This is a genomic window from Streptomyces sp. NPDC001868 (genome assembly GCF_040297125.1).
In the GTDB taxonomy this organism is placed as follows: Bacteria; Actinomycetota; Actinomycetes; order Streptomycetales; family Streptomycetaceae; genus Streptomyces.
Map to the genome: position 1 here is coordinate 1 of NZ_JBEOYO010000059.1, position 25,557 is coordinate 25,557.

17 protein-coding genes and 3 pseudogenes are annotated in these 25,557 nt (G+C 69.9%); 12 read left to right on the top strand and 8 right to left on the bottom strand.

Annotation, left to right across the window (positions count from 1 at the left end; translation table 11 throughout):
- Positions 1-46: 46 nt before the first annotated feature.
- Both ABT147_RS39675 and ABT147_RS39680 read left to right on the top strand, forming a co-directional pair.
- A complete protein-coding gene (locus tag ABT147_RS39675) occupies positions 47-361 on the top strand; it encodes a hypothetical protein (RefSeq protein WP_351415728.1) in 315 nt (104 codons plus the stop codon).
- A 120-nt stretch (positions 362-481) separates the two neighbouring features.
- A complete protein-coding gene (locus ABT147_RS39680; RefSeq protein ID WP_351415731.1) occupies positions 482-1,282 on the top strand; it encodes a restriction endonuclease in 801 nt (266 codons plus the stop codon).
- A 415-nt stretch (positions 1,283-1,697) separates the two neighbouring features.
- Here ABT147_RS39680 and ABT147_RS39685 read toward each other — a convergent pair.
- The 4 genes and pseudogenes from ABT147_RS39685 to istA all read right to left on the bottom strand — a co-directional run.
- A pseudogene (locus tag ABT147_RS39685) lies at positions 1,698-2,252 on the bottom strand (DUF317 domain-containing protein); the annotation flags it as partial.
- A gap of 581 nt (positions 2,253-2,833) precedes the next feature.
- A complete protein-coding gene (locus ABT147_RS39690) occupies positions 2,834-3,958 on the bottom strand; it encodes a GNAT family N-acetyltransferase (protein ID WP_351415733.1) in 1,125 nt (374 codons plus the stop codon).
- Between the two features lie 243 nt (positions 3,959-4,201).
- A complete protein-coding gene (istB, locus tag ABT147_RS39695; RefSeq protein WP_351415735.1) occupies positions 4,202-4,990 on the bottom strand; it encodes an IS21-like element helper ATPase IstB in 789 nt (262 codons plus the stop codon).
- On the bottom strand, positions 4,987-6,630 hold the full coding sequence (gene istA, locus ABT147_RS39700; protein WP_351415738.1) for an IS21 family transposase: 1,644 nt from the start codon (positions 6,628-6,630) through the stop codon (positions 4,987-4,989). The genes istB and istA overlap by 4 nt, the downstream gene beginning before the upstream one ends.
- 173 nt (positions 6,631-6,803) lie before the next feature.
- Between istA and ABT147_RS39705 the strand changes: the two genes are divergently transcribed.
- Positions 6,804-6,971, top strand: a complete 168-nt coding sequence (locus tag ABT147_RS39705; protein ID WP_351415740.1) for a hypothetical protein — start codon at positions 6,804-6,806, stop codon at positions 6,969-6,971.
- A 147-nt stretch (positions 6,972-7,118) separates the two neighbouring features.
- Here ABT147_RS39705 and ABT147_RS39710 read toward each other — a convergent pair whose 3' ends face one another.
- Positions 7,119-7,277, bottom strand: a complete 159-nt coding sequence (locus tag ABT147_RS39710; RefSeq protein ID WP_351415742.1) for a hypothetical protein — start codon at positions 7,275-7,277, stop codon at positions 7,119-7,121.
- Between the two features lie 95 nt (positions 7,278-7,372).
- On the opposite strand from ABT147_RS39710, the gene ABT147_RS39715 reads away from it, so the two are divergent.
- From ABT147_RS39715 to ABT147_RS39735, 5 genes are all read left to right on the top strand, one after another.
- Positions 7,373-8,116 carry a prepilin peptidase gene (locus tag ABT147_RS39715; protein WP_351415745.1) on the top strand — a complete coding sequence of 248 codons (744 nt, stop codon included), beginning with the start codon at positions 7,373-7,375 and terminating at the stop codon, positions 8,114-8,116.
- 201 nt (positions 8,117-8,317) lie between these two features.
- Positions 8,318-9,871, top strand: coding sequence for a TIGR02677 family protein (locus ABT147_RS39720; protein WP_351415747.1), 1,554 nt, complete (start codon positions 8,318-8,320; stop codon positions 9,869-9,871).
- Complete coding sequence (locus tag ABT147_RS39725; RefSeq protein WP_351415749.1) at positions 9,868-11,238, top strand: TIGR02678 family protein; 1,371 nt, start codon at positions 9,868-9,870, stop codon at positions 11,236-11,238. The genes ABT147_RS39720 and ABT147_RS39725 overlap by 4 nt, the downstream gene beginning before the upstream one ends.
- Positions 11,235-15,389, top strand: a complete 4,155-nt coding sequence (locus ABT147_RS39730; RefSeq protein ID WP_351415752.1) for a TIGR02680 family protein — start codon at positions 11,235-11,237, stop codon at positions 15,387-15,389. Before ABT147_RS39725 ends, ABT147_RS39730 begins: the two co-directional genes overlap by 4 nt.
- Positions 15,386-16,654, top strand: coding sequence for a TIGR02679 family protein (locus tag ABT147_RS39735; RefSeq protein WP_351415755.1), 1,269 nt, complete (start codon positions 15,386-15,388; stop codon positions 16,652-16,654). Before ABT147_RS39730 ends, ABT147_RS39735 begins: the two co-directional genes overlap by 4 nt.
- Positions 16,655-17,188: 534 nt before the next feature.
- On the opposite strand, the gene ABT147_RS39740 is transcribed toward ABT147_RS39735, so the two are convergent.
- Both ABT147_RS39740 and ABT147_RS39745 read right to left on the bottom strand, forming a co-directional pair.
- A complete protein-coding gene (locus ABT147_RS39740) occupies positions 17,189-17,587 on the bottom strand; it encodes a hypothetical protein (RefSeq protein WP_351415757.1) in 399 nt (132 codons plus the stop codon).
- Positions 17,584-18,430 (bottom strand): annotated as a pseudogene (locus tag ABT147_RS39745) (IS5 family transposase). The gene ABT147_RS39740 and the pseudogene ABT147_RS39745 overlap by 4 nt, the downstream one beginning before the upstream one ends.
- A 180-nt stretch (positions 18,431-18,610) precedes the next feature.
- On the opposite strand from ABT147_RS39745, the gene ABT147_RS39750 reads away from it, so the two are divergent.
- The 3 genes from ABT147_RS39750 to ABT147_RS39760 all read left to right on the top strand — a co-directional run bounded on the left by ABT147_RS39750 (position 18,611) and on the right by ABT147_RS39760 (position 21,250).
- Entirely contained in the window at positions 18,611-19,837 is a 1,227-nt protein-coding gene (locus ABT147_RS39750) for a monooxygenase (RefSeq protein WP_351415760.1), read from the top strand.
- A 171-nt stretch (positions 19,838-20,008) separates the two neighbouring features.
- Entirely contained in the window at positions 20,009-20,188 is a 180-nt protein-coding gene (locus ABT147_RS39755) for a hypothetical protein (RefSeq protein ID WP_351415762.1), read from the top strand.
- Positions 20,189-20,290: 102 nt separating this feature from the next.
- Positions 20,291-21,250: a TQO small subunit DoxD gene (locus ABT147_RS39760; protein WP_351415764.1), complete on the top strand. Its 960-nt coding sequence runs from the start codon at positions 20,291-20,293 to the stop codon at positions 21,248-21,250.
- 249 nt (positions 21,251-21,499) lie between these two features.
- Here ABT147_RS39760 and ABT147_RS39765 read toward each other — a convergent pair.
- Positions 21,500-23,160 (bottom strand): annotated as a pseudogene (locus tag ABT147_RS39765) (UvrA family protein); the annotation flags it as partial.
- A gap of 367 nt (positions 23,161-23,527) precedes the next feature.
- On the opposite strand from ABT147_RS39765, the gene ABT147_RS39770 reads away from it, so the two are divergent.
- Positions 23,528-25,557 (top strand): WD40 repeat domain-containing serine/threonine protein kinase (locus tag ABT147_RS39770; protein ID WP_351415766.1); only part of this gene is annotated, 2,030 nt, incomplete at its 3' end.

A 25,557-nucleotide genomic window follows, 5' to 3' on the forward strand; every position in this document is an offset into this window, starting at 1 on the left:
CGGACCGTGCGGGTGATGGCGTCCGCGCCGCTGCACGGCGGTGAGCTTGAGCGCCGAGGCCGTTCCGGGGCACCCCGGCACGGACACCGGCACGGGCGACGACGAGGAGATCGAGACCGAGGCCTTCTGGGACTACGAGGGAGGCTTCGTCGACGAGGCGACCGGCATCGCCGGGACGGTCGAGAGCGACGAGGAGCACGGAGAGGGCCGGCAATGGCTCATCGACCTGACCCGGACGGGCCTAAGCGACCGGGTCGTCTACCCCGAGCCGGTGTCCGGCCCGCCGAAGGCACTCGGTGACGGCACCTGGTACACCGTCTCCGACACCGGCGACACCGTCCGTATATGGGCGCTGAGTTGACTCGGAGACGAGGCCGGAGGAGCACCCGCCGTCGCCCGGTGCGGCGGCGGAACGGTGAACTTCTCGATCTTGGGCACACGGTGAGTTGATCTTCCCATCGGTCCTACGAGGGGGCATGCCGTGACCACACCCGCGCAACGTACAGCGCCTGCGAACCGCCGACGAGGGTTCGACCTCCGCTCCACCGCCCTATTCTTCGTCCTTCTCGCCATGGTCGTCAGCATGGTGGGCTTCGCGGTCCACACCGTGGCCGGCGCTCTGGAGCGGCGCCCCGCCTGGGTGTTCGTCCTAATCGTGGTGGCTGTCGCAGGTCTCGCGGGTTCCCTGCGTCTGCGGCGCCGGTGGCACGTGGCGAGCGCGGCACGCCGAGCGGCGGCGGCACTCGACCGGGCGGCGAGGGAAGCCGCCGACTGCCTGGAGGCCGAGGTCGAAGCCCGGGCCGAAGCCGGGACCGAGGCGCCGACGGTTCCCCGTCCGCGTCCGGCCGCCGACGACACCGTCGAGACCGTCGATGCCGACTACGACGCCCTGACACCCGAGGAGTTCGAGGAGGCGGTCGCCGCCCTCTGCGAACGTGACGGCTGCACCGCCGTCGAGGTCGTCGGCGGGGCAGGAGACCTCGGCGCCGACGTGGTCGCCGCGGCACCCGACGGGAGCCGGATCGTCGTCCAGTGCAAGCAGTACGGCGCATCGCACCGGGTCGGTTCGCAGGATCTGCAGCGCTTCGGCGGGACCTGCTTCACCGTCCACGAGGCCGATGTGGCCGTACTGGTCACCACCAGCGACTTCACCGCGCCGGCTTTGGAGTACGCCGAACAGTGCGGGATCGTCTGCATGGGCGGGGAGGCCCTGCGCGCATGGACGGACGGCACCGGCCCCCGCCCCTGGGAGGTTCCCCTCGCGGAAGGGGCGGCCGGGTAGGCGAGAACGACTCAGTCGAGACAGAACTCGTTGCCCTCGATGTCCTGGGGTCGCGCGCCGCGCTCGCGTGGTGCGGAACTCGGCTGGCGGATGCCGGTTCCGTGGGCGAGGTCCTCGGCGAGGTCGGCCAGCAGCGAACTGGGGCTGTAGGGGGATGCCGTGATGGTCCAGGTGACGAGAGTGCTGTTCGGCCGTGGGTGGCGAAGGCGTCGAACTGGATGCCAGCATCCCCGGAAGGGTTGGTCCAGCGGATCCAGCGTCCGTCGACGGTGTGGGTCCATCCGGCGTCAGTGAGGGGTTTGGTGGCGGCGGTGACGGTCTTCTGGTCGACGGGGCTACCGATGGCGGTGTCCCATGCGTCGCCTTCGGCGAGGTGGTGCAGCAGGGTCTGGAGCACGGGGTTGGGGGTGGTGCCGGTCGCGGTGAGGTGCCATATCCGGTCGGAGACGGGCGTCTCGTACGCGGCCACGGTCCAGGATTCGTGGATCGCGTGGGTGGTGTCGTCGGACCAGGTGTGCCACTTCTGCCAGTCGGCGTGTGCGTCGAGGAACCGGTCGAGGAGGGCGTCGTGGTCGCTGGCATCGGCGGCGTAGGCGGGCACGATCTCCGTTTCCTGGGCGGGTGGTTCGGGTTCTGCGGTCGGCGTGCTGAGCGAGGTGCGGGCTTGGGCGGAGGCGCGTTCGGTGTCGGTCACGGTCACGGGGCCGGGGCGCATGGTGTCGCCGTGGAGGCGTTCGAATGCGGTGAGGGCCTGGGCGGGTGAGTTGAAGGTGTCGGCGATCTGCCGCAGGTGGTTCTCGCCGTGGAGGTGGACGCTCTTGCCGCTGTCGCGGTAGGTGCCGACGGCGACGGTGGTGCCGCTGTCGTCGGCGTGTGCGCGGATGATGAGCCTGCCGTGGCGGATGTCGTCGTGGATCTTCTGGGCTTCGTTGGAGACCTCCCGGATTTCCGCGTGGGTGCACCAGGGCATCGGGTAGTTGGCCCAGGTCCACTCCTCGTCGAGCGCTTCGCGGAGCCGGGGGGTGATCTCGGTGGTGATGTCCGGTGTGGGCAGGGCCTTGGCGGCTTCTCGGCCCAGTGGGGCTCCTCGCGGTCGATGCGGGCCATGACCAGGGTGCCGTCGCCGAGAATTTCGAAACCGTGGGCAGTCAGCACAGCGCAGGCCAGCTCCTGCCCGCCGCCGGTGATCGTGGCGGTTACGGCGCTGGTGTGCACGGGGTGGATATCGAGGCGGACATGCGCTGTGGCGGAGGGTGTCGTCACGAAGGGGTGCTCGCTTCTGCCGGTGGCCGGGCCGCTGCTGGCCCGGCCACCAGCAGGTTCGGGGTCAGCGGGAGATACGGGCGGGTGGAGCCGTGGTCCGATGGCTGTGTCAGTTTCCGTGGATGCCATTTCGAGGTGAGTTCGGGAGTCACTCGAGGGGCACGCGCATGATCAATGTCGATGTGAATTGATGTCACCGCGCCGTTGTGTCCCATCGTTAGCTCCCGACGCCGTCGAGGATCATGCGGTGTTCGAGTGACGTGCCAAAGGTCGGCCGGTGGAGTTTGGTCAGAAGCCGAAGGAGTTGTGCGGTTCGGGGTCGGTCCAAAACATCCGAGCAAGACGTCCGATCGCGTCGTCGGCGTGCGTAGTGATGTGGCCCGCATGCGTCAGGTGGCGCGCCGACATGCCACCGAAGTAGAGCGAGCTGAGCGCCGAGAGCGTGATGGTCAGGTCCGCCGTCTCGTCGGTCGGAACGCACGTCACTGCGTCGTCGTCTGCCTTCAGATGCCATGTCCTGTTGTTCGCTGGGCACATCTGGTCATCGTCGATGGTGAATTTCAGCTCGCCGGGTGTGAGGTACGAGCGTTGCGTCAGGGCTCGGGGGACGTCGAGAAGACGCGCCCAGAGGTTGTCCGTCTGGCGGGTGATGCGCATCGCCCGCGGGTTCGTGAGCATCCACCGCAGGGGTTCATCGCGCGGACGGCCAGCTGCCACGACGGTCTTGGTGAGGTCGAAGTCGATCAGCAGTCCCCACAAAGCGCGGTAAGCCGCAGGGTTCGTAGCCTCCAGGGCTTCCACCACGAGCGTTCCCGCACGGTCAGCGGTCGGGGACCACGGCAGCCGGAAGTTGGCGATGCCGTCCACATTGCCGTACTGGTCGCGGTGGGCGAGAAAGCGAAGCGGTCCGTTTGTGCCATCTGCTTCGTCGGACAGCCCGTCCCAGCGCCCAGGCAGAGGGCTGAGCTCTCCGACGCGATGTGCACGCACGTCCGCGTGCACCTGGGGCCAGGCCGTTTTCGCCTGCGCAGCGTCAGCCAACTCCAGTGACCCGGGATCCGGCTCTGCCGGAAGGAGGGCTGCTTCGTGACGTGCCAGCTCCCACCGGGTGCGGTAGGTCGCAGGCGAAAACCCGAACCGCCCATAGATGCTGCCCTCGCTCGCGCTGAGCATCGCCAGCGGTTCGCCTCGCTCCAGGGCGGCCTCGAACATGGCCTGCATCATCTGCCGCAGGTAGCCGCGCCGGCGATGTGTCGCGATCACCCCGGTAGCAGTGACGCCAGCCATCCTCCCCGTTCCCCCGCCAGGGACCGTCACCTCGAAGGAGATCGTCGCCGACGCGCCGACACACCTGCCGTCGACGAACGTCGCGATCGGGTGGAAGGAACCGTCCTCGATATCGGCTGCCGCCAACCTCTCAAGCTGCTCCGCGCTCGCAGGCGTGCGCTGTGGAGGCCACGGCTCGGGGCCACCGTGCCACGCGGCGTCCGTAGGCTCCCAGCTCGGCAAACCGTTCGCAAACGGCAATGCCCGGTAGTATGCAGCCATCTCATCCCGGCGCGGCGGGCGGACCTCAGTCACCATGCCCGACATTGCATCCACCATCCCCGCAGGCGAGCAACCAAATATCTCCTCAGTTCCACGCATCAGGGGGTGTCAGTCGGCCGCAGCGCGTTGGGCTTGGGCCTTGGTGTGAGCGAGGCGGTAGGACTCGGTGCCGGTCTGGATGATGGCGCCGTTGAAGGTGAGGCGGTCGACGATGGCCGCGCAGAGCCGTGGGTCGGTGAACGTCTTCGTCCACCCGGAAAACGACTCGTTGGAGGCGATGGCGACGCTGTTCTCCTCCTCGCGTTCGGTCAGCACCTGGAACAGCAGCTCGGCGCCGCGGCGGTCGAGTTCCATGTAGCCCAGCTCATCGATGCATAAAAGATCGACACGGCCGTAGCGGGCGATGGTCTTCGACAGTTGCTTGTCGTCGGCGGCCTCGACGAGCTCGTTGACGAGCTTGGTCGCCAGCACGTAGCGGACTCTGAAGCCCTGCATGGCGGCCTCGGTGCCCAGGGCTATCAGCAGGTGGGACTTGCCGGTGCCGGAGTCGCCGATCAGGCAGAGCGGTTCGCCCTTCTTGACCCACTCGCAGGTCGCGAGCGTGTTCACGGTGGCGGGGTCGACGTTGGGGTTGGCGTCGAAGTCGAAGGCCCGCAGGCTCTTCTCGCGGGGGAAGGCCGCAGCCCTGATGCGGCGTTCGGACCTGCGGCGGGCCCGGTCGTCGCACTCTGCCATCAGCAGCTCGGCGAGGAAGGCCCGATACGACATCTGGTCTCGGGCCGCGCCGTCGGCCTGGTCCTTGAACTGCTGGCGGATGGTGGGCAGCCGCAGCATGCGGCATGCCTGGTCGATGGAGGCGGTGGCGGCTTCCTCGGTGAGTCCACGCTTGCGCGTCATGATCCTTCTTTCTTGCCGGCCGTGCGGCCGGGCCGTCGCAGTAGCTGGTCGTAGTGGGCAACCGAGGGCAGCGGCCGGTTGTCGGGCGGCAGGTGGGACAGCCGCCAGTCGGCGAGGAAGGTCACCGACGCAGTCGGCCCCTCGTCCGCCGGTTCTGCTCCGGGACGGGGCGGCGGGGCCGGTTCTCCGTCCGATTCGGCGAGCTTGCGGGCTTCCAGCGCGACCGCGTCCGCAGTCAGGGCCCCCGCCCGGTAGGCGGCCGCCAGCCCGGCGACGACCTGCTCGTGGTCCATGTGCCGGCCCAGCAGCAACACCTCGATCCGAGCCCGGGTGCCGGCCGCGTCGCCGTGCGCGGCCTTCGCCGCCGCCCACCACTTGTCGTGGACGGGGGTGAAACGGCCCGCGGAGCGAGCCTGTTCCAGCGCCGTCGATCCCGGGAAGGCACCCGGCTTGCGCAGCAGCGCCTCCAGGTAGTGGTCCAGGACCAGGCGGGAGCCGTTGCGGCCGCCAAGGCGCTCGTGCCTGGCGACCACGGTCCGGCCGTCGTAGACGATCAGTTCATTGGCGTGCAGCAGGACGCGCAGTTGGCGGCCGATGAAGCGAACCGGAACCGAGTAAGCATTGCCGCGGACGCTGATCTGGCTGAACCGGTTGACCCGCGGGGCGAACCAGCGGCCCGTCTCGAACGGCTCGGTAGGCAGCGGCTTGAGCAGGTGCTGTTCAGCCGCGAAGTAGTCCCCGACGGTCCGGGTACGGCCCCGCAGACGCCGCGCCTCGTCGTCCAGATCCCACTGGTCGACCATCGCATTCAGCTCGGTGAGCGAGGCGACCTCGGGAACGGGAACGAAGTGGTTGCGCCGGTAGTAGCCGATCTGTCCCTCGACCCCGCCCTTCTCGTGGGCGCCCTCGATGCCGGGCCTGCAGTAGAACGCTTCGACACCCCAGTGCGAGCGGAACGCAGTCCATCGATCCGCCTCCACCCGGCCCCGGTAAAAGCCCAGCACCCGCTCGACTGCGGCCCGGAGGTTGTCATAACGGATGTGCCGACGGGGGATGCCGCCCAGGACCCGAAACGCGTGCACGTGCCCTTCGAAGAAGGCTTCCTGACCGGCGGTGGCGAACACCCGGTGCACTGCCTTACCCGAGTACGACAACCGCAGCGAGAACAGGTAAAGCCGGGTCATCTCACCGGCCAGGCCCACGCTGACTTCGCCGAAGTCGACCTCCGCCTCGGCCCCAGGCAGGTGCGTCTGCGGCACGAACATGGCCTGTGGGCCGATCCCTGCATCCCGTCTGATCTGCGGACGCCGGTCTTTCACGTAGGTGCGGACCATCGGATACGAGATGGTGTCGGCGCCGTGCTCGTCCACCAGCCGGTCGAAGATCCGCTGAGCGGTGTGCCGTTGCTTGGCCGGCGCGTCCAGATCCGCCCGCAAGATCCCGTCGATCAGCGGCTTGTAAGGATCAAGCCGCGACTCACGGCGCCGATGCTGTCTGCGTGGCTCCGGCCACTGACCGTCCAGCGCCCGACGCACGGTCCGCCACGTGACGTTGTGCTTGCGCTGCAACGCCCGCTGCGACATGCCCCCTTGATGGTCACGGCGGATCGCTGCGTACAGATCAACCTTCGACTGCGACATACGGCCCCCAGCGGCAGATGCACAATCCACCGTCCCACCGCAAGCCCTCAGGTGACGTCAAAACAAACCGACACCACAAACTCGCTCAGAAGGCGACTCCCGCAGTCACCTCGAAACGACTCCCGCACTGAGATACAAAGCCAGTCCGAAGCGGGCCGGCCCGGGGCGGTGCCGTGGCCCTGGTGCGCGCGGGCGTGGTTGTCGGCGCGGGCGAGGCGGTGTGGTGCCAGCGGGCGCGTACGGCACACAGGTCGGCGAGCGCGCGGCGGCTGCCGAAGACGAACTGGTACGGGGTGGTCGCCGGGTTATTGGTGAACGCCTCGATGCGCCGGCCCACGTGATGGGCGGTGGTCAGGATGGAGCGCTGGAGGATCCCTCTTGTCGGCCGCGTTGTGCTCCTTCACCTGGGTGGTGAAGTCCTGCGGGGCGATGTGAGCGGCCTCGACGGCCGGTCTGATCTGCCGGAGCCGGGCCAGGAAGGACTCCGATCAGCGGCCGGTGACCTCCTTGCAGCGGACGTCCTGCGTGGTCGCCGCGGCGTCCCGGGCGGCCTGCGCCGCTTCCATCTCCTGCTTCGACGCCTCGACGACCTTCTCCTGGGCGCTGATGCACTCGGCGTCCTCCAGCCGCCGCACGACGACATTCACGACAGGGAGGCACCCCGGCCTCCACCGGCCCCCCGGCCCAGCTCTGCTCGCTGAGCACATCAGCACGGCCACCGGCGCGTTCTATGCTCCGTTGGATGGAGACGCTCTGGATCACCGTGGGTGCCAGCCTGTGGGGTGGCGGTGGCGGGCTGCTCGTCCCGCGTGCCGCGTACCGGCTGTGTGTTGCGCCCGGTGAGCCGTGGCGGGCGGCGTGTCCGGCCGGACACGCCTTCACCGGTCCCGGGAACGGATGGCTGGGGCGGGCCCGTTGCACCGGCGGAGACTCGTACGGCCCCGGCACACCCGCCCTTGTCGCCGTCTCGGCGGTGACCTGCGCCGCTCTGGCGTGCGTCACCGGTGCCCGTCCGGAACTGCTGGTCTGGCTGCTGCTCGCCCCGGTCGGGATACTGCTCGCCGTCGTCGACTTCACGGCACACCGGCTGCCCGACGCGCTCACCCTGCCCCTCGCCCCTGCCCTGCTCGTCCTGCTCGGCGCCGCGGCACTGTCGCCTGGCGCCGGCGGCAGTTGGACGGCGGCGCTGCTCGGCTCGATCGCGCTGGGCACCGGCTTCTTCGTGCTGTTCCTGTCCAGCCCACGGAGTGTGGGCTTCGGCGACGTGAAGCTCGCCCTGGCACTCGGCGTCGTTCTGGGGTGGCACGGCTGGGGGAGCGTGCTGGTCGGCACTTTCATGGGGTTCCTGCTGTTCTCGCTGTACGGCGTCGGCCTCATCCTTGCGGGGCGTACCGGTCGTACCGACCGCACGGCGGTGATCCCGGCCGGTCCCTTCGCGCTGGTCGGGGGGTTCGTCGGCGTGTTCCTGGGTTCCTGTGCCGGGTGACGGGACCTTTCCTGCCCTGGCTCCGACGAACGCGGTCACGGCGCGCGGCCCAGTGTTCGCCGTCGCGTACGGGCGCCCGCCACGGGACCGCCTGGTTCTGCTGGTCGTATCCGCTGTTCCGGGACTGGCCCCGTAAGGTCGGTGCCTGCCTCTACGGTGGAGATCAGGATGCCGCCGGGGCGGTGGGGAGGGGCGACAGGCGTGCGCAGGGTGCCACCGGAGATGTTCCGGTTCACGACGGCGGACAGGTCGGATCTGTACGGGGCGGTGCTGGACGTCTTCGGCGTGGCCGGTGAGCACCTGGAGACGGCATTGGGCCTCGACGCGGTGCGGGAGCGGCTGCGCGGGGTCGGCTGGGTGGCGGCGGTCGAGGAGGTGGATCTGCATGGGGCGCTCAGGCAACTCGTGGAGTGGAAGCTCCTGGACGTGGTGCACAACCACGCGGAGAACTACCGCACGGCCGAGGAGTACGAGCGGCGCAACCTGCAGTATTCGCTGACCCGCCGGGGCGAGGCCGCCCTGGCCGGAGTGCGGCGCGCGCTGGAGGTTCTCGCCTCCACGGGCGCGCTGCAGACGGCCGTGCTGGAGGCGATCGCCGACCGGCTCGATGAGCTGTGCCTGCTTTCCGGTGAACCCCCGTCGGCGGATCGGCGGATCTTCAGCACCCTGCGGGAGCTGGAGGGGCATCTGGACGCTCTGGTGGAGAACACCAAGGCCTTCAACGGCGAGTTGCAGCGCCTCTTGCGCGCCGAGGGCGCGGATCTGGCGGTGTTCCGCGAGGTCAAGGCCGCCACCGTCGCGTATCTGCAGGAGTTCCTGGTCAATCTCGACCGGCGTGGGCAGGCGGTCGCCGCTGCCCTGGTCCGGGCGGAGGAGCGGGGGATCGCCGGACTGCGCGAGCGGGCTCTGCGCGGGGCCGAGTTGCCGCCGACGGCAGGTGAGGATCCTGCGGCCGGCTGGCTGGAGAGCCGGCGGGCACGCTGGGCGGGCCTGCGGGCGTGGTTTCTCCCGGACGACGGGGCGCGACCGCGGATCGAGCAGCTGCACGACATCGCCCGCCGGGCCATCGTCTCGCTCCTGCAGGTCCTGGAGCGGATCAACGAGTCGCGGCGCCGCTCCACCAGCGCCGTGCAGGACTTCCGGGAACTGGCGCGCTGGTTCGCCGCGGCCCCCGCGGAGGAGGATCTGCACCGGCTGTGGTCGGCCGCCTTCGGGCTCGGCCCGGCACGCCATGCCCACCTCGCCCACGCCGACCCGGAGTTGATTCCGTCGTCCCATTCCTGGCTCGACGCCCCGCCCGTGGAGGTGTCGGCACTGCTGCGGACCAGCGGACGGACCGAGCGCTTCACCCGCACCGCCAAAGTACGGGACGTCGCGGCGGTCAGGGCGGACCGCGCCGAGCGGGCCCGCGCGGAACGAGCGGAACTCGCCGTCGCCTGGCAGGCGCTGGAAACGGACGAACCCGTTCGCCTGTCCTCCTTCGCCGCCTTGGACCCCGCCGTCTTTGACCGCCTGCTCGACCTGCTCGGCCGCGCCCTGGCCGCCCGGCCCGACGCGAGCGGCCACAGGCGCGCGACGACAGGAGACGGCCGGGTGGAGATCGCGCTGGCTCCGCCTCCCGACGAGCGCACCGCCGTCCTGCACACCGCGAAGGGCTCACTGGCCGGACCGGACTACGTCGTCCACATCACGGCGACAGGTGGAGCGAGCGCCTTCCCGGCTCTCCGCGCCGCGCCGCGGGAGGCCGCGGGATGAGCAGCCTCGCCAACCAACTGGCCGCCGCGGAACGGGAAGAGGTCGCCCGCGCCATCCGTCTCCTCCTGGCTCGCCCCCTCCTCACCGAGACCGCCGACCCGACCGGCTTCGAACTGGTACGACGCCGTCGTGAGCCGCTGGCGCAGTGGTTCGACTACACCTGCGGCTGGAGCCTGACGGTGGAACCCCGCCGCGGTTACGCCCGCCTCACCAAGGTCCGCGCCGACCCGGACGGCTCCCGCCCGGCCCGCAGGGCACGTTCCGGCCGGGCCCCGTTCGACCGCCGGCGCTACGTCCTGCTGTGCGTGACCGCGGCCGAGCTGCTGTCGATGCCGATGACGACCATCGGCATGCTCGCCGACCGCGTCGTGCAGGCCACGGCCGCCGACCGGGCACTGGCCGCCTTCGACCCCGTCCACAAACCGGAGCGGACGGCATTCGTCGACGTACTCAAGCTGCTGGAGTCGTACGACGTGCTGCGCGCGGTGGACGGTACGACCGAGGCGTACGTCGAGTCCGCGGAGGCCAAGGTCCTCTACCGCGTGGACACCACCCTGCTGATGCGGTTGCCCGCCGCGCCCGTCGGCGCCTCCCGGCTCGCCGTGCCTCCGGACGAGGTGCCCGCGCGGTTCGAGGAACTTCTCACCGGCCTGGTGCGGGAGCGCCGCTACGGCGGCACGGTCGTCGACGGGACAACCGACGGGCCGGCCGATGAGACGCAGGCAGAGACGCCCGACGAGACGCACAGCGAGAGGCACGCAGAGACACACGGCGAGAGGCACGGCGAAAGGCACGAGAGCGCCGCCACCGACGCACAACACAATCTGCGGCTGCGTCACGCGGTGCTGCGCCGCCTCTTCGACGACCCCGTGCTCTACCGCGCGGACCTCGCCGAGGACGAGCTTGCCTACGTCACGTCCCTGACCGGACGGCAGATCCTGCGGCGCTCGGTCGAACAGGCCGGCTTCCTCCTGGAGGAACGCGCGGAGGGCTTCCTGCTCGTGGACCAGGACGGGATCGCCACCGACTTCCGGTTCCCCGACGACACCTCCACCGCCAGGGTCGCCGCACTGCTCCTGCTGGAGCCGCTGTGCGCGGCGCCCGCCGGACTGCTGCCCGAACAGCTCACAGAAGCCGGAGCGGATCTGCTGCGCCGCTTCCCGCGCTGGGCCAAGGCGTACCAGTCCGAGGACGGCGCGATCCGGCTCTCCGACGACGCCGTGCGCGTCCTGCGTGATGTCGGTCTCGTCCGCACGGCCGGAGGACGCGTCGTCGCCCGCCCGGCCGCGTACCGCTACCGCCTGACGGGGACGACGAGTCCGGATCCGGTGTCCGACGGCGTCGTCGTGGAAGGAGACGTGCGATGAGCGTGACCGAACTGCCCCTCCCGCGGCAGCCGGAGCCCGCCGAGCCGCCCACGCCGGGCGAGGACGCCGTCCGCAGCCGCTGGCAGCCGCACCGCGCGGGCATCCTCAACGTCTGGCGCTACTACGACGAGACCTTCACCTTCCACCAGGGCCGCCTGCTGCTGCGCGGCCAGAACGGATCGGGCAAGTCCAAGGCCCTCGAACTGCTGCTGCCCTTCCTCTTCGACGCCAGCCTGCGCCCCAACCGCCTGTCCACGTTCGGCGGTTCGGAACGCACCATGCACTGGAACCTGATCGGCGACGGCGCCTCGGGCAAGACCCGTGTCGGGTATGTGTGGATGGAGTTCCGCCGCGTCGGCGACGACGGTGCCGAGCGGTGGTTCGGATGCGGCGCACGACTCCAGGCGAGCGTGCACACCAGCGGCGTACACGCCGACTACTTCACCACCGACTCCAGGATCGCCCACCCCACCGGCGTACTTCTCGTCAACGAGGCGGGACAGCCACTGACCCGCGCGGCGCTCGCCGAGACCCTGCGCGACCGCGGCGACGTCCACGCCTCGGCCACCGACTACCGTACGGCCGTACGGCGTGCGCTCTTCGTCGGCATGGGGGAGCAGCGTTACGAGTCGCTGCTGTCCGCGCTGCTCCAGTTGCGTCAGCCCAAACTCTCCGAACGGCTCGACCCGTCCCTTCTGTCCACCCTGTTGTCCCGAGCCCTTCCTCCGCTGGGCGAAGGCGAGATCGCCGAACTCGCCGAAGGCTTCGAGCGGCTGGACCGCCAGCGCGAACACCTCAAGCGGCTCGACGACGAGGTGACGGCGGCTCAGACCGTCGCGTCCCGGCAGCGCGGCTACGCTCGACGGGTCCTGCGGGCCGGCTCGGCCGCCCTGATCTCGGCCACCACCGAGATGGACGACCTCACCCGTGCCGCCCGCCAGAGCGCCGGGGAACTCGAACAGGCGCTGACGGGAAGGGAGTCCGCCCGGGCCCGTCGGGCGGAACAGGAACTGCGCGCGCACGCCCTGGAGGAGACGGTCGACGCGCTGCGCGACAGCGACGCGTACAAGCAGGGCGAGGAACTCGACCGACTCCGCCGGCGCACGGAAGAAGCGGCAGCCACCGCCGGACGGCAGCGCGCCACCGCCCAGGACACTCGGGCCGGCGCGGAGCAGGATCAGCGGCACGCCGAAGAGGCGGCGGGCCAGGCCCGCACGCTCGGCGAACACGCGCGCGAAGCCGCGGAGGAAGCGCGCCGGTCGGCCCGGGCGGCGGGCCTGGAGTCGATCCACCATGAGGTGAGGACGCTTCTCGACGCGGATTCCGCGGCACCCCTCGCCGACAGCCCGGGGTGGGAACGGGAAGCCGACAGCCGTCGGCCCGAGAGCCCGGCCCGGACACGCGCGGCGCGCGACGACGGGGCCCGAAAGGCCCGGACGCTGCTGCGGGGAGCGGTCACCGCCCGACGCCAGCAGGTCACCCACATCACCGAGGCGATGGACGAGCACGATCGTGCCGTGCGCGACCGGGGCCACGCCGAAGACCTGCTGGACGAAGCCCGCACCCGCCTCACGGAGGCGATCGCCCGGCGGGACGAGGCGTCCGACGCCTGGGACAGTGCCCTTGAGGCACAGGCGGAACGACTGCTCACCTGGGCCGCCGACTGCGTGGAACTGCGCATCGCCGACGCCGGGGAACTGTCGGACCGAGCCGCGACCGAGGCCGAGGTGACGGCACTGGTCGAAGCCGCCGCACGACCGCTGGAACAGGAGATCGCCACAGCGGAGGCCATCGCGCGAGCCGCACGGTCGGGACTGCGGGAGGAGCGGAACCGACTGGCGGAGGGAATCCGACGGCTGAGCGGCGAGACCGACCTGCCCCCTGCGCCCCCTCCCACCCGCACCACCGTCCGCACGGCGACGGCCGGCGCACCCCTGTGGCGACTGATCGCCTTCCACGAGGGCGTTCCGCTCCCCGTCCAGGCCGCGGTGGAGGCGGCACTGGAGGCATCGGGCCTCCTGGACGCCTGGGTCAGCCCCTACGACGGGATCGCGCTGCCAGGGCACGACACCCGGGCGGAGACAGCCCTGGCCGTGACCGCCCCAGGGCCCAGTCTGCTGGAGGTGCTGCGCCCCGAGCAGGACATCCCCGTCCCCGTCGACACCGTGACCCGCATCCTCGCCGGTGTCGCGTACGGCACCTCACTGCCCGGCTCCCACCCCGCGGCTGTCTCCGCCGATGGTGCCTGGCGTCTCGCGCTCGCCACCGGAACGTGGAGCAAGCCGGAGCCGGCCTACATCGGTGTCCTTGCGCGGCAACGGGCCCGGCAGCGCAAGATCGGTGAACTGACCGAGCGCATCAGCGAGTTGAACGCCACCCTCGCCGCGCTCGACGACCGGCTGCGCGGCCTCGACGCCCGCCGCGCCCGACTGGACGCGGACCGTGATGCCCGCCCCGACCACCAGGAAGTCGACGCCCGTCGGCGTGACCGGGACCGCGCCGAGGAGAGGCTGGCCGCCCGGGACGACGCCGTGCGCGACGCGGCCTCCCATGTGGCCCGGTGCGAGACGAAGGTGGCGGGCGCCCTGCGCACACTGAGCCGCCGGGCGGCCGAGCACCAACTGCCCACCGACCGCGACCGGTTGCGTGACCTCTCCGCCGACATCGACAGGTTCAGGGACACCGCCGACACGTGGGTGGACGCCCGGCTCACCGCGACCGCCGCCGCCGACAGAGCCCGTCAGATCGCCGCGCAGGCGGACCGCTCACACCGGGCCGCCGAGGAGCAGTCCGAGAACGCCGCCGCGGCCGAAGCGGAGGCGGCAGGGCTGAAGGCGCGCCTGGCGGCGGTCGAGGCCACCGTCGGCGAGGACTACCGGCAGATCGTCGCCCGCGTCGCCGAGGCGCGCGCCGAACTACGGCGCTGCCGTGACGAGGTCGGCCGGGTGGCCGACCTCCTCCTGCGCCTGGAAGGCCGTATCGGAGGACTGCGGGCAACCAGCGGCCAGGATGCCGAACGACGGGAGCACGCCGTCGCCGCCCGGGACCGCGCGGCGCACCGGTTCCGGCACCTGTGTCTGGTCGGACTCGCGGAGGACGCCGGCGTCACACCGCAACTCGACGCCGCAGACGGCACGAAGGCCACCCTGGAGGCCGCCCGTGCCACAGCCGCGAAGTGGCCCGGCATCCCGCACGCCCCACGCAACCTGGGCGATGCCGCGACCCGCCTGTCCGAAGCGGTCCACGAAGCCCGCCAGCGCCTCGGCGCCCGTGCCGACCTGGACCTGGAGCCCGACGACGACATCCAGCTGTTCACCGCCACCCTGGACGGCCTCCGTGTGGGGGCGACGGGCCTGCTCACCACGCTCACCCAGGAGCGCGACCGCAGCCGGGACGACATCACCAGCGCCGAGCGGAGCCTCTTCGACCAGATCCTCACCGGCGACATCCGCCGGAACCTCGCCGCCCGCATCCGCCAGGCCGGTGAACTCGTCGACCGTATGAACGGACATCTGGAGCGGGTCCGTACCGCTTCCAAGGTCGCCGTCCAGCTCGTCTGGGACGTCCGCCCGGATCTCCCGGACGGCACCCGCACCGCCCGGCAGCTGCTGCTGAAGGACCCTGGCCGGGTCGACGAGAGTGACCGGGAAGCCCTGCACACGTTCTTCCGCGCCCGTATCGAGGAGGCCAAGGGCAGTGACACCGCCGCGAGTTGGGAGGAGCAGCTCGGCGAGGTGCTCGACTACACCGCCTGGCACCGCTTCACGGTCCGCCTAGACCGGGCGAACGGCACCGGTTGGCAGCCGCTGACCAAGAAGCTGCACGGCGCGCTCTCCGGCGGCGAGAAGGCCATCGCACTGCACCTGCCGCTGTTCGCCGCCGTCGCCGCCCACTACGAGGCCGTGCCACTGGCACCCCGGCCCATCCTGCTCGACGAGGTCTTCGTCGGCGTCGACGCGGTCAACCGCGGACAGGTCTTCGCGCTGCTCACCGCACTCGACCTCGATCTCATGGTCACCTCCGACCACGAGTGGTGCAGCTACCGCGAGTTGCCGGGTATCGCGGTCCACCAGCTCCTCACCGACGGCGACGACGACGCCGTCACCAGCGCCCGCTTCGTCTGGAACGGCGCCGACTGGGAGACGGAATGACCCACCGCGACGCAACGACCCGCCCCGAACCGGCCCCGGGCGAACGCACCCTGCGCCGTCCCGAACTCCGCCCGCTCTGGCACACCGTCCACAGCCGCCTGTCCTCCGGCCGCCCCGTCACACGGGTGCGCCTCGGCCCGCTCGACGAGGCCCAGCGCGAAGCCCTCGCCGACCTTCTGGGGCTGGACCGGCTGCCCGACCCTCACCCCTTCGTCGCGCTGGCCCGCCTGGAAGAGGCGGTCACCGAGCTGTCCGGCCGGTCGGTGCGGGAGACCGTCACCGAACTCGTCGGCCCTCTCGACGACCGCGCGTCGCAACGGCGCCGCAAGGACAGTGAACGCGCCGAGCTGTGGGCATGGCTGGACGGTCACCCCACCGTGCGGGCCCAGCCCGCGCTCGCCGACTGGACCGCGTCGTGCCGAACCACCGGACTGGTCGGCGGCTCGCCGGAACTGACCCGGACCCTGCTCGAAGACGCGCTGACCGTACTCGCCGAACTGCCTGCCCAGGCCGAGCCCCTGCCCGTCTTCGCCGCCAGAGTCCTCAAGGGCGCCTCCCACGCACTCGACGACGGCACCCGACTGTCCACCCTCGTCCTGCGTGCCCTGGCGACCCTCCACGACACCGCCGGCCCGCAGTCCGCAGCGGACCGGCGCGCCCTGTGGACCCGCGCGGGCGTCGCCGACGACGACCTGTCGGCCACCGTTCTCGTCGGCGGCCTACGCCCGGACGGCGAAGGCCCGCTCGCCCGGGTGGCCCGCGTCTGCGCCGAGACCGGTCAGGCCGCCAGCCTGACCCTCGCCCAACTGCGGGCCCCGGGCGAACTCATCCTCGCCCCCGATCCCGCACCCGTCGTTCACGTCGTCGAGAACCCCAGCATCCTGGCCCTGGCCGTACGCCGCTTCGGCCCGCGCTGTCCGCCGCTCGTGTGCACATCCGGCTGGCCCAACAGCGCGGCCGTCCACCTCCTGCGCCTCCTCGCGGACCAGGGCGCCGCCCTCCGCTACCACGGCGACTTCGACGGCGAAGGCATCCGCATCGCCGCCTACCTCCTGGACAAGACACCGGCCCGCCCATGGCGCATGACAGCGGCGGACTACCGCGCCGCGACCGCCCGCACACCCCACGGACCCGGCCCCGGCCGCCTCACCGAGGCTCCCTGGGACCCCGAACTGACCCCCGCCATGACCGACCAGGGCACCGCCGTGGTCGAGGAACTGGTGGCCGACGTCCTGTTGGCAGACCTGGCCGAAACGATCGGCTGAGAACGCCGCTCTGTCGACCGTCGGGAGCCAAGCGGAGCCGTTGCTCGTTCACCTCCGCCTCCTAGTCGTCGAGTCGACCCGGGTAACGGCATGCCCTGGGACCCCGCCGCCGAGATGCGGCGCTATGCCGCGGCGGCCATCGCAGGTTGAACCGGCGTGGACGACAGCGGCCCTGCGGTCGTCGGAGACCTGGCCGGAGGCATTGCGCATGCCGGTGAGCCGATCGACGGCGTCCGGCTCGTAGGTTCGGTCGAGTGGACCTTGCAGCCGACCCGGAACAGCTCGGACTTCGCGCCGGTCCGGGCTGGGTGTCATAGGCGAGACCAGGATCGTCGTACCTGGCGGCTGGGCCTTCGGGTCTGCGCCGCACCTGCCGGTCGACCATCTTCTGACCACCCGCGTGCCTACGGCGACGAACTTTTCTACGAGCCCTCTGATACGACCTGTCTTCCACTGCTTTCAGTGGGCGGTTCGTAAGGTGATGTCCGTTTCTCGCTGTGGTGGGGGCAAGGACGCTGGTGGGGATTCTGTCGGCTATTGCCTCTTGGCGAAGTTGCCGGTGTCGGCCTCGGTGAGGATCCCGAGTTTGACCAGGCGTTTGAGCTTGGCGCGGGTGCCTTCGATGTTCTTCGGCAGCAGTTCGTGGCCGAGGGCTTCGCAGACGTCCTTGGCCCGTAGCGGCCCGGTCGCGTGGTTGAGGACGGCGAGGATGCGGGGGTAGTCCGGGTGCTCGGGCAGGTCCGGCGCGACGGCTGGGAGCCGGTCGGCGAGGCCGGTGACGGTCTTGCGGGTGATCGTGAGGTGTTCCAGGTGCGTCTCGGCCTCCCGCAACCGGGTCTGCAGGTCGTCGATCTGCGCGCGGAGGTCGTCGGCCAGGGCCCGGGCGGCGTCTTCCTGGAGGTCCAGGGCATCGAGCAAGGGCTGGATGTTCACACTGCCGCCGCCCGTTCTTCGCGCCAGGTGGGGGTGTTCGCGCCGATGAGGCGTCGGGTCATGACGTGGGTCATCGCCCAGTAGACGCGGGAGGCGGAGGAGGAGGGGCGGTGCTCGTAGTCGCGGACCAGGCGCCGGTGCAGTATCAGGATCCCGTAGGTCTGCTCGACCCTCCACCGCTTCGGCTGCGGCACGAACCCCTTGTCCTGGGGGTTGCGTGCGACGATCTCGACGTCAATTCCCAGGCCGACGCCGTGCATGACGACCTGGTTCTTGAAGCCCTGGTCAACGAGGGCTTTGCGGACGGTTCCGCCGGCGTGCTCGGCGACCTGGTCCAGCAGGATGATGCCCGCGGTGTTCGTGGGTGTTCGCGGAGAGGACGGCGACTGCGATGACCAGGCCGAGGACGTCCACGGCCAGGCCGCGTTTGCGGCCGGGCACCCGCTTGGCCGGATCGTGGCCACTCGTGGCGACGGGGACCCCAGCGGCCACATGGACACTCTGGGTGTCCAGCACCACCAGGGTCGGGTCCTCTAATCGGCGGGCGCGTTCGCGGACCTGGCAGCGCAGGAGTTCATGGATGACCTGGTCGGTTCCGTCGTCCCGCCAGGCGGCGAAGTAGTAGTAGGTCGCGCTTCTCTGCGGCAGGTCGTGCGGGAGATAGGCCCACTGGCAGCCGGTCCGCCCCTGGTAGAGGATCGCGTTCACGATCTTCCGCATGTCGTAGGCGCCCTGGTGGCCGCTGACCGAGCGGTGCCGGTCCTTCCACGCGGTGATCACCGGCTCGATCAACGACCACTGCTCGTCCGATAAGTCACTCGGGTACGGCTTGCGTTCACTCACCTGAGCACATCACCAGACCAACAACCGCGGACCGGTAGATTCCGCCCCGCCGCCACACCATCAGGCGACACCAGAACCACTCAAAGACTCACGAACCGCCCACTAACAGTCGTCTCAGGTTCGCTCGGTAGGAAGCAGGCATCCAGGCAAGCGATGCACCCCGTATGTAGGAGGCTAGTGATGGCAGTCAACGCAGCACCGTCGGGGAAAGCGCCGCCCGGGCGGTTGAGGTTAGGGGCGGCCACCATGGTGCTGGCGGCGGCGTTCGCTGTCGTCGCCTGCGGGTCGGACGCCGACAACAGTGCGGCGCCCGCCGCGACCGGATCGCACGGCGCGCACGCGAGCGGGTCGTCGGCTCCACCGCAGCCGCTGCGCGCCGGCGAGCGGTTCGTCGACCTGAAGATGGGCGAGGCATACACGCCCGCGCCGCCGGAGGGCGGCACGGACGAGTACCGGTGCCAGATGATCGATCCGGGCCTCACCAAGGCGGCGTTCCTGACCGGGACCCAGTTCACGCCGGAGAACGTTGCCATCGCACACCACGCCATTGTGTACGCGGTGCCGCCGGGCGGCGCTGCCGCGGTGCGCGAGCAGGACGCGAAGACCCCCGGCCTCGGCTGGCAGTGTTTCGGCGGGACCGGCGTGGACGGCGCCGAGGTGGAAGAGGGGGAAGCGGCGTGGGTGGACACCTGGGCGCCGGGCGCCAAGGAGACGCTGCTCGACCAGGACGCCGGCTACAAGCTGGAGCCGGGCGGCCTGCTCGTCCTCCAGATCCACTACAACCTGCTCGCGACCGACGGCAAGTCGGCCGGGTCGGACCGCTCGGCGGTGCGGTTGCGGCTGACGGACGGCACGCCGCAGACCCGGGAACTCGAGACGTGGTCGCTCGACGCGCCGACCGACCTGCCCTGCGCCGCCGACGAGTCGGGTCCGCTCTGTGACCGGGCGGCCTCGATCGCGGACGTGACGAAGCGGTTCGGGCCGGATGTCGGCGAGATGGCGGACCGTCAGGTGGAGGAGTGCAACCAGGGTGGCGCGCCGAAGCCCGGTGACACCCAGACCTGCGACCACAAGGTGGAGGCGCCGATGACGCTGTTCGCCGGTTTCGGCCACATGCACATGCTCGGGCGGGCCATAAAGGTCGAACTCAACCCGGGCACGCCGAAGGCCAAGGTCGTGCTGGACGTGCCGCAGTTCGACTTCGACGACCAGCGGCTGATGAAGCTGCCGTCGCCGGTGGAGATCGGCCCGGGAGACACCCTGCGGGTGACGTGCACGCACGACGCGGGGGTGCGCAAACGCCTGCCGCAGCTGAGCAAGCTGCCGCCGCGCTACGTGGTGTGGGGCGACGGCACCAGCGACGAGATGTGCATTGGCATCATGGCGGTCTCCCCTCGCAAGTCCTGACGAGGCGTCGAACGTGTGTGAGCTCACTGAGGTCAACAAGCCGAAAAGCAGCTCTGAGCTCACACACGTCCGCACTGAACCCACACCCGTGCGGCGTCGTGGCGGTCGGAGGGGCGTGACGTGGGCGGCTGACCCGGCAGTGGAGGGGGCGATCACCTGCTCGGACGCTCCATGAAGGTCGAGCTCAACCCCGGCTCCACCGGTGCTCACACCATTTTCGACGTGCCGTCGTTCAACTTCGAGGCCCAGAAATGCGAGCAGTTGGGCACTCCCTTCGTCCTCAAGGCCGGAGACAACCTCCGGCCACCCGCACCCGCGACGCCGGGCTGCGCAAACTCCTGCCGCAGCTGAAAAAACTCCCGCTGCGATACGTCGTGTGGGGTGACGGCAGCAGCGACGAAATGTGCACCGGGATTCTCGTCGCCACACCTGCGACATGAAAGGCGACTTCTCTTGTCCCCCACGCCCTCCCCCGGCGAAACAACGCCACGGGCCGATGCGCCACTACGGACACCGATCTGGGCACTCCTGCCGCTACGCGTCTTCCTCGGCGGCACATTCCTCTATGCAGGCCTCTCCAAAATCCTCGACACCCACTACCTGGACCACACCTCACCCCTCGGCGTCCACGCTCAGATGCTGCACGCCGCGACAACCTCCCCGATCGGCCCGCTGGTGTCATTCGCGGCCGAACACCCGACCGTCACCGGCCTGATTATCGCCTTCGGCGAGGTCGCTGTCGGGCTGGGTACTCTGCTCGGGCTGTTCACCCGTATCGCCGCACTCGGCGGGTTTCTCCTCGCGCTGAGCTTCTTCCTCACCGTGAGCTGGACGACCCGCCCGTACTACTTCGGCTCCGACATCGTCTTCGCAGCCGCCTGGACCCCGCTGCTGGTTGCCGGCGACGCAGGCCTGTTCTCCACGACGGCCCGCCTGCGCGCCGCGATACGCCGTCGTCGCCAGCCGAACTCCACCCCAGACGACGTCAAGCGACGCATTCTGCTCTGGGGCGGCCTGATCACCGCGACGACCACTGCCCTCGGCGGCGGCGTCATCGCTCTTACCCGGCGCACCACCACCAACCCGAAACCAAGCCGGCCAACAGACCCAGGAACGAACTCCCCGACAGTGATCGCTGCGGTCTCTGCTGTCGCCGTCGGTTCGTCGACAAGCTTCATCACACCGAACGGTTCCGCCGCATACCTGTTACGCCCCTTGACCGACACCTTCATGGCATTCCTCGCCACCTGCACACACCAGGGCTGCCCCATCAGGCCCACAGGATCCGGCTTCCGCTGCCCATGTCACGGCTCCACTTTCGACGGCAACGGCCAAGTCACCGGCGGGCCGGCAACAAAACCCCTGATCAACGTGCCAGTGCGAGTCGTCGACGGGCAGGTCACCACCACGTAGCCGGACCCAAGCCCGGTGTCAAGCGTCCCAAAGGGATGGCGCCGGAAAGACCGTCGAAGTTGAGCGATTGCCGCGGCGACGAGACCACAAGTCCGGAGTCCGGCTGCGCCTCACCGACGGCACCGCCGCCACCAAGGCCCGGGCAAGGCCGGCCATGACGGCTGTTGCACTGGCCCGGCGGCTTCTGTGGGCGCTGGGGCCGAGACTTCGTCGAGGAGATTCTCGAAGTGCCCGAAGACCCACTCGTCGATCATCGCCGACCATGATCACCGTGTTGCCGCGGTCCCGCAGCCGCTTGAGTGTCTCTATCAGGCGCCGGTTGTCGCGTTGGTGCAGTCCGATGGACGGTGCGTCCAGGACGTAGAGCACGCCGGTCAGCCCCGCCCCGATCTGGGTGGCGAGACGGATGCGCTGTGCCTCGCCGCCGGAGAGGGAAGCGGCGGGACGGTCGAGGGACAGGTAGTCGAGGCCCACGTCGAGCAGGAAGCGCAGCCGCTCCCCGATCTCGGCGAGGACGGCTTCGGCGATCCGGCGCTCGCTCTGCGACAGCGGCAGGTCCGCCAGGAACGCGGCGAGTCCGTCCAGCGGCAAGGCACAGGCCTCGGAGATGCTCCGGCCCCCGACGGTGACCGCCAGGACCGCTGGCGCCAGCCGGGCGCCGCCGCAGGCACCACAGGGCACCTCGCGCATGTACCCGGCGAACCGGCTACTCGATACGGTCCCGTCGCTGCCGGTGGCCTCGAAGTAGCGGCGCTGGATATGCGGGACCACCCCCTCGTAGCGGTTGAGCTGGGAGCGCGCGCGGCCGAAGCGGTTGCGGTAGGAGATGTGCAGCTGCCCCGGTGTTCCGTGCAGCACGGCCTTCCGTGCGGCGGCGGGCAGTTCACGCCAGGGAGTGTCGGTGCTGAACCCCAGTTCGTCTGCCAGTGCTTGGAGGAGGCGTGTGAAGTAGTCGGCTCCGCTGGTGTTGGTCCACGGGGCGATCGCGCCGTCGGCCAGCGACTTGGTGTCGTCGGGGACGACCAGGTCGAGGTCGACCTCCGTGCACGAACCGAGACCGGTGCACGAAGAACACGCGCCCCAGGGCGCGTTGAAGGAGAACAGCCTCGGCTCCAGCGACTCCAGCCGTTGTCGTGGGAGCGGGGACAGGCCATCCGCTCGGAGAACACCGTCTCGCGGTCGGGTCCGTCCCGATCGACGAACTCCACTCTCATCACGCCGCCCGCGAGTCCGAGCGCGGTCTCGACGGACTCCGTGAGCCGCTGGTGGATGCCAGGCCTGAGGGCGATGCGGTCCACGACCACGTCGACGGAGTGCTTCTTGCGCGGGTCGAGCGCAGCAGGGGCGGACAGGGCCAGAACCTGTCCGTCCACGCGTACGCGGCTGAACCCGTCGGCGGACAACTGGCGGAAGACCTCCATGTGCTCGCCCTTGCGGTCACGGACCACCGGGGCGAGTACGAGGAACCGGGTGCCCTCCTCCTCGGCGAGCAGCCGGTCCACGATCGCCTGGGGTGTCTGTCGGCTGGCCGGCTCACCGCACTCGGGGCAGTGCGGGTGGCCGATACGGGCGTACAGCAGGCGCAGGTGGTCGTAGATCTCGGTGATCGTGCCGACCGTGGAACGGGGGTTGCGCCCTGACGTCTTCTGGCCGATCGCGATCGCCGGGGACAGTCCCTCGATGACATCGACGTCCGGCTTGTCGAGCTGCCCGAGGAACTGTCGTGCATAGGCCGAGAGGGATTCGACGTAACGCCGCTGACCTTCCGCGAATATCGTGTCGAATGCGAGACTTGATTTGCCGGATCCGGACACCCCTGTGAATATGGCGAGTGCGTCTCTCGGTATGTCGACCGATACATGTCGGAGGTTGTGCTGACGGGCACCTTTGACGACGAGGCGATTTCTCACTTTCTCGACGGTAGCACCGCGCCACCACTGGAGACGGCCCATGGAGTGACTACGCCCCGTGTGACGAATATCGCCCTTGACGTGCGTTCTACGGTTATGGGCAATGAAATGCGCGACGAATACAGTCGGTCGGCTCTTCCTCTTCGTGATGGGCGCGGCACCCCGGCGAGACCCGGGGCGCTCAGGTGAACGGCAGGCGCGAGCAGATTGTTTCGCGCCCCCTACGGAACCGGCGGAAGCGCCCTGGCGTGTCGTGTTGAGGCGCCCCTATAGGCGTCTTTGAGCCTTTAAGTAAGACATGTATTTTCCAGGGATATGGGGGGCGTGTGTGACTCGGGGGAATCTTGCTCCGGAGGATCCACAGCGGGTGGGTGACTACTGGCTGGCCGCGCGATTGGGCTCGGGTGGCCAGGGTGTGGTCTATGAGGCCTATGACGCTGTTGGGGCGCGGGTGGCGGTGAAGGTGCTGCACCGGGATATGGCCGCCGGAGCGAAGAGCGGGAGCCGGTTCGCGAAGGAGATCACCGCGGCTCAGCGGGTGGCGTCGTTCTGCACGGCCAAGGTGCTGGCTGCCGACGCGGACGCGGTGCCCCCGTACATCGTCAGTGAGTTCGTTTCCGGCTCGGATCTGGGAACTGTGGTGTGGGACCACGGACCGCTGAGCGGCGACGACTTGGTGCGGCTGGCGACCGGAGTGGTCACCGCCTTGGCCGCGATCCACCAGGCGGGGGTGGTACACCGCGATCTGAAGCCGGGCAATGTGCTGCTGGGACCGGACGGCCCGAGGGTCATCGACTTCGGCATTGCCCGGACACCGGAGATGACGCTGACCGAGACCGGTGTCGTCATGGGAACGTTCGGCTACATAGCCCCCGAAATCCTGCAAGGGAGGCGAGGCGCCGAAGCCGCGGATGTATTCGCCTGGGGCGCCTTGGTGGTGTTCGCAGGCACCGGGCACGAGCCCTTCAAAGGCACGCACATCGGCGAGGTCATCCACCGCACCTTCGCACACGAGCCTGATCTGGCAGCCCTTCCGGAGCGGCTGCGGACGCTCGTCGGTCAGGCGCTGGCCAGGGATCCGGCTGATCGGCCTGCCGCAGCCGACATTCTGCTGCGGCTGCTCGGCGCGGGTGCCGACAGCCGCCAGGCACTGCGGGCAGGAGCTGACGCCGCGGCCGACCTGCACGCCTCCGAGACAGCCCCCGTCCCGGCGCTGGGTGAGACCGCGGAAGCCGTTTACCGCGCCCTGCGGCCTCCTGCCCAGGCCGCCTGCCGTGCGATGTGGCTGCGGCTGGTTGCTCCCGGCAGCACTCCTGACGGCTCCCACGACACGGTGCGCACTGTCGATGACAGTGAACTACTGTCCGGCCGGTCCCAGGATGAACGGACCGCCGTACGGCAGACCGTGGACGCCTTCGTCGACGCGGGGCTCCTCGTGCGTGAAGCGACCACGGTGCGCCCTGTGAACGCGGCAGTACTGTGGGCCTGGCCACGCCTGCGAGGCTGGGTGGACAGAGATCGCGAAGCACTGCGTATCCACCGGAAGTTGGGGGAGGCTGCTCGTGCCTGGGACGAGCACGGACGTCGGCCCGAAGACCTCGAACGCGGCACAGCCCTACGTGATGCCCTTGCCTGGGTCGCCACGGCCGCCGTCTGGCTCCGCCCCAACCAATTGGAAGCCCACTTTCTCCAGATCAGTCAGACGGCCGACACCCGCCGGGCACGCCGTATCCGCCGCCTGAATGTCTTTCTCGTCGGGACCCTGGTCCTGACCCTGGTTTCCGCCGGGGTGGCCCTGTGGCAGCGTCAGACAGCACTCACCCAACGCGAGGCTGCGGTCAAAGCCCAGAAGCAGGCAGTCTCCCGGCAACTCGCCGCCCATTCCGATGCGTTGATGGATACCAACCCCGACCTCGCTTCACTCCTGGCCGTGAGCGCCTACCGCACCAGTCCGACCACGGAGGCCATGGCCAGCCTCGACGCCGCCGCGGACATCCCCCTCATCCGCCGCCTGTCCGGTCATGCCAACGGGGTGTACGAGGTGAAGTACAGCCCCGACGGAAAGACCCTGGCAACGGACGGCGACGAAGGGACGGTCTGGTTGTGGGATCCGGCGACAGGCCGGCACCGGTCCACACTCCGTGTCCATGACGGCTCCGTGAATGACGTGGAATTCAGTCCGGACGGGAAGACGCTGGCTACTGCTGGTGAGGACGGGACTGTGCGGTTGTGGGATCCGGCGACCGGCCGGGCCCGCGCCGTCGCCGTGTTCGATCACGGCAGCCCTGTCTTCGCCGTGGCGTTCAGTCCGGACGGGAAGACGCTGGCTACTGCTGGTGAGGACGGGACTGTGCGGTTGTGGGATCCGGCGACCGGCCGGGCCCGCGCCGTCGCCGT